Consider the following 12378-nt stretch of genomic DNA (forward strand, 5'->3'; position numbering starts at 1 on the left):
GCCATGCTGTCACGTCGCCAGTTTCTGAGCGTCGCCGCCGCCGGTGCCGGCGCACTACTCGTGTCGCCGCGGATTGCGTTCGCGCATGTCGCGACCGACCGCCGCTTCGTGTTCGTGATCCAGCGTGGCGCGGCCGACGGGCTGAACATCGTCGTGCCGTACGCGGACCCCGCGTATGCGACGCTGCGCGGGCCGCTCGCGATCGATGCGTCGAACGCGCCGCATCTGGACGGCACGTTCGCGCTGCATCCGGCGCTCGCGCAGATGGCGAAGCTGTACGCGCAGCGCGAGGCGTTGTTCGTGCACGCGGTCGCCTCGCCGTATCGCGACCGCTCGCATTTCGACGGACAGAACGTGCTGGAAACCGGCGGCACGTCGCCGTATCAGACGAAGGACGGCTGGCTCAACCGGCTCGCCGCGCAGCTGCCCGCCACCCGCGAAAACGCGATCGCGTTCGCGCCGACCGTGCCGATGGCGCTGCGCGGGCCCGCGACGGTGACCTCGTATGCACCGTCGGCCTTGCCGCAGGCGCCCGATGATCTGCTCGCGCGCGTGTCGCAACTGTACGAGCAGGACGCGCAGCTGCGTCCGCTGTGGGAATCGGCGATGGCGGCGCGCGGCCTTGCGGGCGACGCTGGCGCGCGCCAGGACCCGGCGAGCCTCGGCAAGCTCGCGGCCAGTTTTCTGGCGCGCGACGACGGTCCGCGCATCGCGATGATCGAGACCGGCGGGTGGGACACGCACAGCGCGCAGAACGCCCGGCTCGCGAATCAACTGAAGGCACTCGACACGATGCTCGCGGCGTTGCGCGACGGCATGGGTTCATCGTGGAGCAAGACCACGGTGCTGGTCGCGACGGAGTTCGGCAGGACCGCCGCCGCGAACGGCACGGGCGGCACCGATCACGGCACCGGCTCGGTCGCGATGGTGCTGGGCGGGTCGGTGCAGGGCGGACGCGTGATTGCGGATTGGCCGGGCCTCGCGCCGCATCAGCTGTATCAGTCGCGCGACCTGAAGCCGACCACCTCGCTCGATGCGTTGATCGCCGGCACCGCGAGTGAAAGTCTCGGGCTCGATCCCGAACGGACGGCGTCAGCGCTGTTTGGCCGGACCATGGCGGGCAGGCCGATGACGGGCGTCGTGCGGGCGTGACGCGTTGATCGCACAACGGCGTGCAATGACGATGGCACGGAGGCGTAATGGGCGATCGAGGATTCCGTGGGCGAGCGATGTGCGATCGCGGCGGACGGGGGTTCGCGTCGCATCGGCATGGCGAGTCGCGTGAGCCGACGCTGACTGCTTTGCTCGACGCGTTGATCGTCGGTGCAGCGAGCGAAAGTATTGCGCTCGATCCGGAGCGCACCGCGGCCGCGCTATTCGGCCGGACGATCACTGCCGGGGCGTTGGCGAGGCTGGGGCGGGGCAGGTGAAGCGGCGGGCGTCGCGTGAACCGAGCGCTCGCCGACGCGATGATAGCGGCGGCCGTAGTAGATCAGCGCATCGCCCGCGCCCTGCGTGCGCGCGGCTTTCACCGCACAGAAGAACACCGTGTGCGTGCCGACTTCGGTCACCGACTCGATCTCGCAGTCGAGCGACGCGAGCGCGTCCTGCAACACCGGTGCGCCGGTTGCGAGGTCGTCCCATTGCGCGGCGGCGAAGCGCTCTTCGATCGCGAGCGCGCTCGTAGCGAAGTGCGCGGCAAGCGCCTGCTGCTCGGCGCTCAGCACGTTCACGCAGAGCTTGCCGTTGCTGCGAAACGCCGCGTTGTTGCGGCTGCTGCGGTTGATGCAAACGAGCAGGGTGGGCGGCTCGTCGGTGACGCCGCAGACCGCCGACGCGGTGCAGCCCGCAAGGCCGGCTTCGCCGTCGCTGGTGATGATGTTGACGGCCGCGCCAAGCCCGGCCATCGCGTCGCGGAACGTGCTCTTGTCAAGCATGGGGGTCTCTGCTGGAAGTCGGGTTCGCCAAAACAACGGTGGCGCAAGCCGGCGAACGGAAGCGCGCCGCCGTGTGGCTCTCAGGCAGCCGCGCGTGGCCGAACAGCTTTTCGCGCAGCGTGCCGTCACGATACGCGCGCTTGTACGCGCCACGTTCCTGCAGCAGCGGCACGACCAGTTCGATGAAATCGTCGAAGCACTCGGGGACGACGGTGCGCGACAGATTGAAGCCATCGACGCCGGTTTCCTCGGTCCACGCGATCAGATCGTCGGCGATTTTGTCGGCCGAACCGACGAGCGGCCGCTGGCGGCTGCCGAGCACCATCTGTTCGAGCAGCTTGCGCTTCGTCCATTGCGGACCGGCCGCGCGCGTCATCGCTTCGACGTTCGACACGATCGCCTGGCTCTTGCCCGTTTCGATCGGCTCGTCGAGGTCGTAGCGCGCGAAGTCGATGCCAAGCGATGCGGCCGCATGCACCAGCGCCGCCTCCGAGCTCACATAGCGGCGGTACTCCTCGAATTTCTCCCGCGCTTCCTGATCGGTGCGGCCTGTGATCACGGTCTGGCCGAGCAGTACCTTGATGTCGTCGGCGCGGCGGCCGCCGGCGACCGCGTGCGCGCGGATGTCGTCGACGATCGTCTTGACCGCTGGCTTTGCCTGGCCGTTGACGAACACGCACTCAGCGTGTGCCGCCGCGAACTGTTTGCCGCGCGCGGACGAACCGGCCTGATACAGCACCGGCGTGCGCTGCGGCGACGGCTCCGCGAGATGGATCGCATCGACGCGGTACTGCTTGCCTTTGTGATGGATCACGTGGACTTTCGACGCGTCCGCATAGACGCCGCGCGCCTTGTCGCGCAGCACCGCGCCGTCTTCCCAGCTGCATTCCCACAGCTTGTACACGAGCTCCATGTACTCGTCGGCGAGATCGTAGCGGTCGTCGTGCGCCATCTGGCCGCTCAGGCCGATCGCGCGCGATGCGCTGTCCAGATAGCCGGTCACGATGTTCCAGCCGACCCGGCCGCGCGTCAGATGATCGAGCGTCGACATGCGGCGTGCGAACAGAAACGGCTGCTCGACCGACAGATTCGACGTGACGCCGAACGACAGATGCCGCGTGAGCGCGGCCATCGCCGGAATCAGCAGTGTCGGATCGTTGACCGGCACCTGCACGGCGCCGCCGATTGCCGCGTCCGGGCTGCCGCCGTAGACGTCGTACACGCCGACCACGTCCGCGAAAAAGATGCCGTCGAACAGGCCCGCTTCGAGCTTGCGCGCGTAGTCGGTCCAGTACTGCAGATCCGTGTAGCGCGTGGACTGATCGCGCGGATGGGTCCACAGCCCTTGCTGGATGTGGCCTACGCAGTTCATGTCGAACGCGTTGAGAACGATTTCCTTCGGCATGGTGTGTTCCTGCTGACGAGCGGGTTCGGGCGATGGCGTTTCGTTTAATATAGTGGACGAAAAATCACTATGCAAGACATCGTTGGCTGGCTGTGCCGGTTGCGGTGGTCGTAGCGGCCTGAACTGGTCTGCGCTGATCCTGGCGCTGCTGCGTCAAAGCTAATCAGCTTGGCGTAGGCCGTGCCGGGGCAGCAAGCCCGCCAACGCGACCGGCATGGCACGGGAGGTGAAGGCATTGCGAGTCTCGACTCAATCGCTTATCGTCTCGATGAGTTTCGATAAGAAAGGATGCCCATGCGACCGTCCGTTGTTCTCGACATGAAGCGCAGCGTAGTGCGCGAAGCGACGAGTCGCTTCCGCGCAGCGAACCCGCGCGTGTTCGGCTCGGTGCTGCACGGCACCGATCGGGACGGCAGCGACCTCGATCTGCTGGTCGATGCGTTGCCAGGGGCGACGCTGTTCGACCTGGGGGGGTTGCAGGATGAACTGGAAGCGCTACTCGGCGTCCACGTCGATCTGCTGACCCCGGCCGACCTGCCGCAGAAGTTCCGGGCCAAGTTGCTTGCGGAGGCGCAGCCGGTATGAACGAGAACCGCTTGCCGGACTACCTCGACCACATGCAGCAAGCCGCAACCGATGCTTGCAGTGCAAACGGCGCTACCAGAGCTACTGAAACAACTGCGTGCCGCGTGCCAGGATGCCGAAGATGAAGACCGCAAGGACGATGGAATAAAGCAATGACCGAGCGGATGGAGTTAACGGAACTGAAGGCAACTATCTCGGCCGCCGGCGGCAACGAAGTCGTCAATGGGCACTGTCACGCCACGATGGTCGGCTATGCCCGTGTCTCGACGCAGGATCGGAACCTTGAGTTGCAACAGGAGGCCTTGACCAAGGCCGGTTGTCGGAAGGTCTTTGAGGATAAGGTGCCCCCCACTTGCGCAACGACGACCCCGCCATGTCCGAAACTTCCGCCATCGATCTGACCCAGGCGATCTCCGCGCGCGTGAAGACCGAGCGCGAGGCGCGCAACTGGTCGCTCGCCGAGCTGGCCGAGCGCTCGGGTGTATCGAAGGCGATGATCAGCAAGATCGAGCGTGGCGAGGCGAGTCCGACCGCGACGGTGCTCGGGCGGCTGTCGGGCGCGTTCGGGCTGACGCTGTCCACGTTGCTCGCACTCGCCGAGCAGACCGGCGAGCGGCTCGTGCGTCATGCGGACCAGTCGCTGTGGGAGGACCCCGAAACCGGCTATACGCGGCGGCGTATTTCACCGCCGACCGGCGGCGTGCTGGAACTGCTCGAAATCGAATTGCCGACTGGGGTGAGGGTGCCTTATCCGTCGGATGCGTTCGTGTTTCAGCATCAGCAGATCTGGGTCACGCAAGGGGTGCTGACGTTTCGCGAGGGCGCGCTGACGCACCGGCTCGAAGCGGGGGATTGTTTGCAACTCGGTGCGCCGGTCGAATGCGAGTTCTTCAATGCGGGCACCGAGGTGTGCAGATATGTGGTGGGGTTGGTGCGGCGCTGAGTTTCGTCCAGCTTGTACTCAGCTCCCGCCACTCCCGCGGGATGGCAGGTTCAGGGAGAGTCTGTTGGTCACCGAGGTCACGCCCGGCACGCCTTTCGCAACATCGCCGGCCTGCTGGATCATGTCGCCCTGAGGCACCGAGCCGGTCAACGTCACCGCGCCGCCGCGCGCCCGCACGAACACGTTCGATACATTGAAGCCCGGCGCTTTACCGAGCGCGCGCCGCACGTCGCGGCCGAGCTTGCGATCCGCCGCACGCGTCGACTGGGCGGTCGTGGCCGGCGCGGCTGCCGTGGCGGCGGGCGCTTGCGCGTCGCTTGCCTGGGCATAGGCGCTGGCTGCGGTTGCCACGCACAATGCCATACCGAGCACCTTCAAAAGATTGACTGTTTTCACGGTTTCACCTCCTCGATAAGATGATGTCGCTTCGCTGCATGTTAGAAACGCCGCGCTTTGTCGAGCAGGTCTGGACTCTGGGAAGCGCCTGTCTTGTAGAGGAGTGGTGGTGTTGGCGCTTCCGGCGCGGTTAAACGATACTCCTGGCTGGGAGGCCTTGCCAAAGAGACTCAATCACGGAGGGAAATGCTCGTGGCCTAGATGCTGTCGCGCGAGGTGCGGGCTCGTGCATACGAGGCAGTTGACTACAAGCGCGGACGAGCGGCGACCAGTTTGTCCCAGAACGACGGAGGTAACGAAATACTCGAATCTCCTTTACCGCCATCTCCGCGGGAAAATTCGACGGACGGACCGAGATAACCGGGCGGCGAGTACGGATTGAGCGAGTATCGCAGGCCCGTTGACCAGAAGAGACCGGGGACTGGCGTGCTGAAAGTGCGCTGTGCAAGCAGCTTTCCACTCCTGGCATCGAATAGCCGGCCGACATATTCAGGGCTTCCACTACGGCCCGGAATCCATCGCAACAGGCAAAGCTCTGCCGTGTACAGGCCGTGGGCAGGTGCCGAATGGCGACATTCGCTTCCTTGCGGAGTACGGTCGAACAGGCCGAGATAAAGCACGGCGATGAGACCCGCGAACAATGCGACACGCGTAGAGATGCGTTTCATAGATAGAGCACGATCGGCGGAAAGAGTGGAACGAAGCGACGGTCCGAGTAGATGATGAAATCGATCCGCGCCACTATTGTTCATGAGTCAATCTCGGCAAAACCCGGAGAATTCTGAAAGCGAGGCCGCCCGCAGCCGTTCACGCTCCCGACCCACCTCCCGCCATTTGGCTGTAAGCTCCCGTTGACGGGTTCGCGTGGAGGCTGCGCGACCCGGCGTGGGGTTCACGATTCGCAGACGCAACTCGTACGTTATTGCCAATTTTTTCAGGGGATATCAGTGATGAAGAGCTTCGCCATTAAACGAATCATGCTGGGCGTTTCGGCCGTCGCACTGATGGCCGGTACGATTCCGCTCGCGGTCGCGCAGGGCTCGACGGATGCCGCAGCCCAGGAAGGCGCGACGACGACCACCCCAAAGCCGACCAAGGCCGAGCGCAAGGCAGAGCGCAAACAGGCTCGCGCGAAAAAGAACGCCGAGTTGAAGAAACTCGAAGACGCGGGCTACCAGCCGGCGCAGAACGATCCGAACTATCCGGACAAGCTGCAGGCAGCCCAGAAGAAGGCCGGCGTTGGTGCGCCTGCCAGCCAGTAACGGACACCGGACGCCCGGCGTGGCATTCATCGTTGATGAGGCGCCGGGCAGTTGCGAGGCGCGATCATGGCAACGAAACATGAAGTGAAACGCTACAAGGCGAATCTCTCCGACGAACTGCACAGCGCCGCCCTCTATGAGACGCTCGCGCAGGTCGAGAAGGACGAGACCCGCAAGCAGGTCTATCAGGATCTCGCGCAATCCGAACACAGCCACGCGCAAGTGTGGGCCGACAAGCTCAGAGCCAATGGCATCGAACCGAAGGGCCGTGGACACGCGGTCAAAACGCGTCTGATGAAGGGGCTCGTGCGCGTGTGCGGCGCGGACTTCGTGCTGCCGACGCTCGCCGCAGCCGAATACGCGGACCGCAACAAATATCAAGGCCAACGCGACGCGGGCCACATGTCGGCCGACGAACATCATCACGCGGCCGTCGTGCAGACGCTCGCGAGCACCGGCAATGCCAACCTGTCGTCCGGCGCGCGCATTGCCGCGGCCGAGTCGTGGCACAAGGGCGTCGCGTCGGGCAACGATCTGCGCGCGGCGGTTCTCGGCGCGAACGATGGCCTCGTGTCCAACTTCTGCCTGATCATGGGCGTCGCCGGCGCGGGCACCGGCAACAAGGCGATCCTGTTGACCGGCCTCGCCGGGCTGATCGCCGGTGCCTGTTCGATGGCGCTCGGCGAATGGCTGTCGGTTACCAATGCGCGCGAACTCGCGAGCACGCAGATCGCCAAGGAAGCCGAGGAGATCGAAGAACAGCCCGAAGCGGAGGAGCACGAGCTCGCGCTGATCTACCGCGCGAAAGGGCTCGACGCGAGCGAGGCGAAACGCGTGGCCTCGCAGATGATGCGCGACAAGGACAAGGCGCTCGACACCCTCACGCGCGAGGAGCTCGGTCTCGATCCGTCGGAACTGGGCGGCAATCCGTGGTCGGCGGCGGGCGTGTCGTTCTGCCTGTTCTCGCTCGGTGCGATTTTCCCGGTGATGCCGTTCCTGTGGACGCGCGGCGTCAGCGCAATCGTTCAGTGTGTCGTGCTGAGCATGCTGGCGCTCGCGTCGATCGGCGTGTTCACGTCGTTGTTCAACGGACGCAGCGCGGGGTTTTCGGCGCTGCGCCAGATCGTCATCGGGCTCATCGCGGCAGGGTTCACGTTCGGCGTCGGGCGCTTGCTGGGCGTGTCGATTTCCTGAACCCGGCGCCTCTCAGGCGCCTCGCGCTCGCCGCCGTCCGGGAGCGCCGCTTGCTTTCTTGCGACAAGCTCCGCGCGCGGGCCAACCCGCGTCAATCCTTTCTCCCACAAGGGTTTGCTCGCCGCGCCGAGCGTCCACGGCATGGCCGGGTGTCGCATTTCCTCATGTGGTTGTCGGAATTAGTCGGTTAGCCGCACTTTTTTCTGGCAACTATGTAGGCACAGCGCGGACGGACGTCCGCAAGCGAGGAGAGCACTCGATGAATTCCCCCAAGGTCGTGGTCGAAGGGCTGTGCAAGGTGTTCGGCAGCAACCCGAAACAGGCGCTCGCGATGCTGGCCAGCGGCGCCACGAAAGAAGAGGTGTTTGCCCGCACCGGTCAGATCGTCGGCGTCCACAACGCGTCGTTCGAGGTTCGCGAGGGCGAGATCTTCGTGCTGATGGGCCTGTCCGGCTCGGGCAAGTCGACGCTGATTCGCCTGATCAATCGGCTCGTCGAGCCCAGCGCCGGCAAGGTGCTGATCGACGGCCGCGATGTCGCGGGCGTGCCGCGCGCCGAGCTGACCGCGCTGCGCCGCAAGGACATGAGCATGGTGTTCCAGTCCTTCGCGCTGATGCCGCAGCGCAACGTGCTGGCCAACGCGGCGTTCGGCCTCGAAGTCGCGGGCGTCGGCCGTAAGGAGCGCGAGGCGCGGGCGCTGACGGTGCTCGAACAGGTCGGCCTTGCACCGTTCGCGCAGAAACTGCCGGCCGAGTTGTCGGGCGGCATGCAGCAGCGCGTCGGGCTCGCGCGCGCGCTCGCGGTCAACCCGTCGCTGATGATCATGGACGAGGCGTTCTCCGCGCTCGATCCGCTCAAGCGCAAGGAGATGCAGAACGTGCTGCTCGATCTGCAACGCGAGCAGCAGCGCACGATCCTGTTCGTGTCGCACGATCTCGAGGAGGCTATGCGCATCGGCACGCGCATCGCGATCATGGAGGGCGGGCGCGTGGTGCAGATCGGCACGCCGCGGGAAATCATCAAGAACCCGGCCGACGACTACGTGCGAGCGTTCTTCGAAGGCATCGACACGAGCCGCTATCTGACGGCCGGCGATCTGATGCAGACCGACGACGTGCCGCTGATGCACGCGCCGCAGATCGACGCGTCGAGCGTCGCCGCGACGCTCAACGGCAGCGCCGACTACGCGTTCGTGCTCGATAGCGAGCGCCGGATTCGCGGCTTCGTGTGCCGCGATGCGACGGGCAGCGCGTCGCCGAAGCTCAACCAGATCGAATGCATCCGCCGCAGCACGCCGCTCGACGACGTGGTCGCGCGCGTGGTGGCGAGCCGCGCGCCGCTGCCGGTCGTCGAAGCGGACGGCTCCTACTGCGGTTCGGTCAACAAGACGAACGTGCTGAACGTTCTCACGCGCCATCGAGGTTCCCATGTCTGAAGTCATTCCAGTTGGCGCCTGGGTCGATCACGGCGTTCACTACCTGCTCGATCACGACGCGAAGACGTTCGACACGATCGGCAAGGTCATCGAGACTTTCGCCGCGGCGGTCGAGCACGGTTTGCAGGCCGTGCCGATGTGGGCGCTGATGGCGTTTTTCGTCGGCATCGGCTTGTGGCGCGTCGGCTGGCGCTTCGCGCTGTTCACGCTGGCGGCGCTGCTGCTGATCTACGGCACCGGCTTCTGGGATCAGATGGTGATCACGCTCGGCCTCACGCTGTCATCGACGGTGATCAGTCTCGTGCTCGGCGTGCCGCTCGGCATCTGGATGGCGAGGAGCCGCGCCGTCGAAATGATCGTGCGGCCGGTGCTCGATCTGATGCAGACGATGCCCGCGTTCGTCTACCTGATTCCGGCCGCGATGCTGTTCGGTCTCGGCCGCGTGCCGGGCATCCTGTCGACGGTGATCTTCGCGATGCCGCCCGCGGTGCGTCTGACCGCGCTCGGCATCAAGCACGTGAATCGCGAAATCGTCGAAGCGGGACAGGCGTTCGGCTGCACGCCGTGGCAACTGCTGTACAAGGTACAGTTTCCGAACGCGCTGCCGTCGATCATGACCGGCGTGAACCAGACCATCATGATGGCGCTGTCGATGGTGATCATCGCGTCGATGGTCGGTGCGGGCGGCCTCGGTAACGACGTGCTCGCGAGCATCCAGCGGCTCGATATCGGACTCGGCTTCGAAAGCGGGATGTCGGTCGTGATGCTGGCGATCATTCTGGACCGCATCACCGAGAGCTTCGGCCGGGCGCCGGGCAAGGTACGCGCCCCCCTGTTCGCCGGTTTGCGCAATGCGATGAAAGTGCGCCGCGAGCCGGCGGCGCAACACGGTTGACGGCCTGATTCGATACGTCCATGAAGCGCGACGCAATCGCCTCCGCCGAAGCCGATGCGCGGCTGTGTGCCGTCGCGCACGTCGGCTTCCTGACGCTGCCGAACTTCTCGATGATCGCGTTCACGAGCGCGGTCGAGGTGCTGCGCATGGCGAACTACGTGGGCCGCGCGCAGCACTACCGGTGGTCGGTGATCACGCCGGACGGCGAGCCGGCGCGCGCGAGCAATGGCATCACGGTGAAACCGACCACCACGCTCGCCGAGGCCGGCATGCCGGACCTGCTGTTCGTGTGCGCGGGCTGGCACGTGCGCGAGTATGTGAACGACGCGGTGATCGCGCTGCTGCGCGAGGCGGCCGCGCACCGCGTGCCGCTCGGCGGCATCTGCACGGGTCCGTATGCGCTGCTCGCGGCCGGGCTGCTCGATGGCTATCGCGCGACCGTGCATTGGGAGGACATGTCGCCGTTGCACCAGCGGTATCCGCACGTGCATTTCGACGACGAACTGTTCGTGATCGACCACGACCGGCTGACCTGCACCGGCGGAACCGCGCCGCTCGATCTGATGCTGCATCTGGTGGGCATGCGGCTGGGGGCCGCGGTGGCCGCGCAGGTGTCCGAGCAATTCATCGTCGAGCGGATTCGCGGCTCGACCGATTACCAGCACATTCCGGTCGACGCGCGGGTCGGCCTGTCGCGCACCGAACTGATCGAAGTGGTGCGGCTGATGGAAGCGAACATCGAGGAGCCGCTATCGCTCGACGAACTCGCCCGGCTCGTCAACCTGTCGCAGCGTCATTTGCAACGGATGTTCAAGCTATTCCTGAACGTGTCGCCGACGCATTACTACCTGAGCTTGCGGCTGCGCCGAGCGCGCGATCTGCTGCGCAATACCGACGCGTCGATCGCGCGCGTGACCACGGTGTGCGGTTTTCATTCGCCGTGTCATTTCAGCAAGGCCTATCGCGCGCAGTTCGGACATGCGCCGAGCGTCGAGCGGCGCATGCCGGAGTAGCGGGTGCCGCGGCCTCGCATGCCGCGCGGATTCAGATCGCCTGGGCGCGGCCCGGAAACGTTTCGTCGTAGCACGAGCCGTCGTCGGCTTGCTCCGCCGTGCCGCGCTGCTCGCGATACATCATCGGCGGCACGCCGAACTGTTTGCGAAATTCCCGTCCCAGGTGCGAGGCGTCCGAAAAGCCGCAGCTCGACGCGATATCGGCGACGGTCTTGTCCGAACTCGTCAACAGCCACGCGGCGGTGCGCAGGCGCACCAGCTTCGCGTAGGCTTGCGGCGCCTTGCCGGTCTGCGCCTTGAACAGCCGCTCGAGCTGACGTGGCGACAGATCGAGCTTGCCCGCCAGTTCGTCGAGCGACAGCGCGCGGCCCACGTGCTGCTCCATCAGCAGGATCGCGCGCTTGACCTTTGGATGCGAGGCCGGCGCGAGACCGGGGGGATGAGGCTGCGGCGCGTTGCCTTTCTGCAGGTCGTCGACGAGCAGGATGCGCAGCGCCTTCTGCACCGTCGCCGTTTCGAAATGACGCAGCAGGATCGCGGCGGCGACGTCGATCGACGCGCGGCCGCCGGAACACGTGATGCGCCGCCGGTCGATCACGAACAGCCGGTCGGCGACCAGCATCTGTTCGTCGACCGACGGAAAGCGCTCGATGAAATCCCAGTAGTGAAACCAGCTCACGCAGATCCGATGGCCGTCGAGCACGCCCGCGCGCATCAGCGAGAACACGCCGGTGCACATGCCGACCAGCGTCGCGTCGCGGGCGGCGGCGCGGCGGATGAACGCGAGCGTCGCCTCGCTCGCGGCCGGCCCCGAGTGCAGCAGTCCGCCGACCACTACCACGTAGTCGAACTTCTCGGCGGTCTCGAAGGTTTCCCACGGCGTGATCTGGATGCCGCAACTCGCCCGCACCGGAGCCAGGGTTTCCCCGATCACGCTCCACGAACAGCGCACCGGCTTGCTGAAGTCGCCTTCGTCGGCGGACAGGCGCAGCAGGTCGACGAAACCCGAGAATGCGGTCAGCGTGAAGTTCGGCAGCAGGATGATGCCGAAGCGGATGCGCTGCTTCGTGGCTGTGTCGAGTGAGGGAGGGGCAAGCGTTTCAGCGGAATTCATACGCGCGGCGGGTCGGTGAAAAGAACGGCGAAAGAGGAACGAACGTTGACCGAAACGGTGAAGCCGAGGATAGCACCACGGACCTTCAGCATTGCCCGCCGCAATCGGGCCGCCTGTCGCAAATGCGTCCCAAGTCATCGCAAATGCGCCGGGAGACCCGCGTGGCGGCTCACTTGACGACGCCATCCCATTGCGATGC

General features: G+C 65.6%; 13 protein-coding genes and 1 pseudogene. 9 read left to right on the forward strand and 5 right to left on the reverse strand.

Translation table 11 applies throughout. The features are described from left to right. Positions 1-3: 3 nt before the first annotated feature. Positions 4-1152, forward strand: coding sequence for a DUF1501 domain-containing protein (locus tag OKW41_RS11090; RefSeq protein WP_429572504.1), 1149 nt, complete (start codon positions 4-6; stop codon positions 1150-1152). A gap of 221 nt (positions 1153-1373) precedes the next feature. On the opposite strand, the gene OKW41_RS11095 is transcribed toward OKW41_RS11090, so the two are convergent. Both OKW41_RS11095 and OKW41_RS11100 read right to left on the reverse strand, forming a co-directional pair. Continuing rightward, positions 1374-1937 carry a flavin reductase gene (locus OKW41_RS11095; RefSeq protein WP_429572505.1) on the reverse strand — a complete coding sequence of 188 codons (564 nt, stop codon included), beginning with the start codon at positions 1935-1937 and terminating at the stop codon, positions 1374-1376. Next, positions 1930-3342: an LLM class flavin-dependent oxidoreductase gene (locus tag OKW41_RS11100; protein WP_429572506.1), complete on the reverse strand. Its 1413-nt coding sequence runs from the start codon at positions 3340-3342 to the stop codon at positions 1930-1932. Before OKW41_RS11100 ends, OKW41_RS11095 begins: the two co-directional genes overlap by 8 nt. 294 nt (positions 3343-3636) lie before the next feature. Between OKW41_RS11100 and OKW41_RS11105 the strand changes: the two genes are divergently transcribed. From OKW41_RS11105 to OKW41_RS11115, 3 genes and pseudogenes are all read left to right on the forward strand, one after another. Then, the gene (locus OKW41_RS11105) at positions 3637-3927 is read left to right on the forward strand and encodes a nucleotidyltransferase family protein (protein WP_429572507.1); all 291 of its coding nucleotides are present in this window, start codon (positions 3637-3639) and stop codon (positions 3925-3927) included. A gap of 242 nt (positions 3928-4169) precedes the next feature. Further along, a pseudogene (locus tag OKW41_RS11110) lies at positions 4170-4286 on the forward strand (recombinase family protein); the annotation flags it as partial. Between the two features lie 14 nt (positions 4287-4300). Continuing rightward, positions 4301-4870, forward strand: coding sequence for a helix-turn-helix domain-containing protein (locus tag OKW41_RS11115; RefSeq protein ID WP_184046833.1), 570 nt, complete (start codon positions 4301-4303; stop codon positions 4868-4870). Between the two features lie 18 nt (positions 4871-4888). Here OKW41_RS11115 and OKW41_RS11120 read toward each other — a convergent pair whose 3' ends face one another. Both OKW41_RS11120 and OKW41_RS11125 read right to left on the reverse strand, forming a co-directional pair. Then, entirely contained in the window at positions 4889-5266 is a 378-nt protein-coding gene (locus tag OKW41_RS11120) for a BON domain-containing protein (RefSeq protein WP_429443443.1), read from the reverse strand. 245 nt (positions 5267-5511) lie between these two features. Continuing rightward, positions 5512-5934: a hypothetical protein gene (locus tag OKW41_RS11125; RefSeq protein WP_429572508.1), complete on the reverse strand. Its 423-nt coding sequence runs from the start codon at positions 5932-5934 to the stop codon at positions 5512-5514. A gap of 282 nt (positions 5935-6216) precedes the next feature. Here OKW41_RS11125 and OKW41_RS11130 point away from each other — a divergent pair, with 282 nt between their 5' ends. The 5 genes from OKW41_RS11130 (at position 6217) to OKW41_RS11150 (ending at position 11065) form a co-directional block, all read left to right on the forward strand. Further along, on the forward strand, positions 6217-6528 hold the full coding sequence (locus OKW41_RS11130; RefSeq protein WP_026226638.1) for a DUF4148 domain-containing protein: 312 nt from the start codon (positions 6217-6219) through the stop codon (positions 6526-6528). Positions 6529-6594: 66 nt separating this feature from the next. Beyond that, the gene (locus OKW41_RS11135; RefSeq protein WP_184072966.1) at positions 6595-7722 is read left to right on the forward strand and encodes a VIT1/CCC1 transporter family protein; all 1128 of its coding nucleotides are present in this window, start codon (positions 6595-6597) and stop codon (positions 7720-7722) included. A 259-nt stretch (positions 7723-7981) separates the two neighbouring features. Next, complete coding sequence (locus OKW41_RS11140; protein ID WP_184038311.1) at positions 7982-9157, forward strand: quaternary amine ABC transporter ATP-binding protein; 1176 nt, start codon at positions 7982-7984, stop codon at positions 9155-9157. Next, positions 9150-10052, forward strand: a complete 903-nt coding sequence (gene choW / locus OKW41_RS11145) for a choline ABC transporter permease subunit (RefSeq protein WP_429443452.1) — start codon at positions 9150-9152, stop codon at positions 10050-10052. The genes OKW41_RS11140 and choW overlap by 8 nt, the downstream gene beginning before the upstream one ends. Before the next feature lie 20 nt (positions 10053-10072). Continuing rightward, entirely contained in the window at positions 10073-11065 is a 993-nt protein-coding gene (locus OKW41_RS11150; protein ID WP_429572509.1) for a GlxA family transcriptional regulator, read from the forward strand. Between the two features lie 31 nt (positions 11066-11096). On the opposite strand, the gene OKW41_RS11155 is transcribed toward OKW41_RS11150, so the two are convergent. Further along, on the reverse strand, positions 11097-12179 hold the full coding sequence (locus tag OKW41_RS11155; RefSeq protein WP_429572510.1) for a GlxA family transcriptional regulator: 1083 nt from the start codon (positions 12177-12179) through the stop codon (positions 11097-11099). Between the last annotated feature and the right edge of the window lie 199 nt (positions 12180-12378).

This window comes from Paraburkholderia sp. UCT70 (assembly GCF_050434085.1).
GTDB lineage: Bacteria > Pseudomonadota > Gammaproteobacteria > Burkholderiales > Burkholderiaceae > Paraburkholderia > Paraburkholderia tuberum.

Excerpts from the sequence above, each read along its gene's own strand:
- OKW41_RS11090 (WP_429572504.1), top strand. The coding sequence starts at position 4 with ATGCTGTCACGTCGCCAGTTTCTGAGCGTCGCCGCCGCCGGTGCCGGC.
- OKW41_RS11095 (WP_429572505.1), bottom strand. The coding sequence starts at position 1,937 with ATGCTTGACAAGAGCACGTTCCGCGACGCGATGGCCGGGCTTGGCGCG.
- OKW41_RS11100 (WP_429572506.1), bottom strand. The coding sequence starts at position 3,342 with ATGCCGAAGGAAATCGTTCTCAACGCGTTCGACATGAACTGCGTAGGC.
- OKW41_RS11105 (WP_429572507.1), top strand. The coding sequence starts at position 3,637 with ATGCGACCGTCCGTTGTTCTCGACATGAAGCGCAGCGTAGTGCGCGAA.
- OKW41_RS11115 (WP_184046833.1), top strand. The coding sequence starts at position 4,301 with ATGTCCGAAACTTCCGCCATCGATCTGACCCAGGCGATCTCCGCGCGC.
- OKW41_RS11125 (WP_429572508.1), bottom strand. The coding sequence starts at position 5,934 with ATGAAACGCATCTCTACGCGTGTCGCATTGTTCGCGGGTCTCATCGCC.
- OKW41_RS11130 (WP_026226638.1), top strand. The coding sequence starts at position 6,217 with ATGAAGAGCTTCGCCATTAAACGAATCATGCTGGGCGTTTCGGCCGTC.
- OKW41_RS11135 (WP_184072966.1), top strand. The coding sequence starts at position 6,595 with ATGGCAACGAAACATGAAGTGAAACGCTACAAGGCGAATCTCTCCGAC.
- OKW41_RS11140 (WP_184038311.1), top strand. The coding sequence starts at position 7,982 with ATGAATTCCCCCAAGGTCGTGGTCGAAGGGCTGTGCAAGGTGTTCGGC.
- choW (WP_429443452.1), top strand. The coding sequence starts at position 9,150 with ATGTCTGAAGTCATTCCAGTTGGCGCCTGGGTCGATCACGGCGTTCAC.
- OKW41_RS11150 (WP_429572509.1), top strand. The coding sequence starts at position 10,073 with ATGAAGCGCGACGCAATCGCCTCCGCCGAAGCCGATGCGCGGCTGTGT.
- OKW41_RS11155 (WP_429572510.1), bottom strand. The coding sequence starts at position 12,179 with ATGAATTCCGCTGAAACGCTTGCCCCTCCCTCACTCGACACAGCCACG.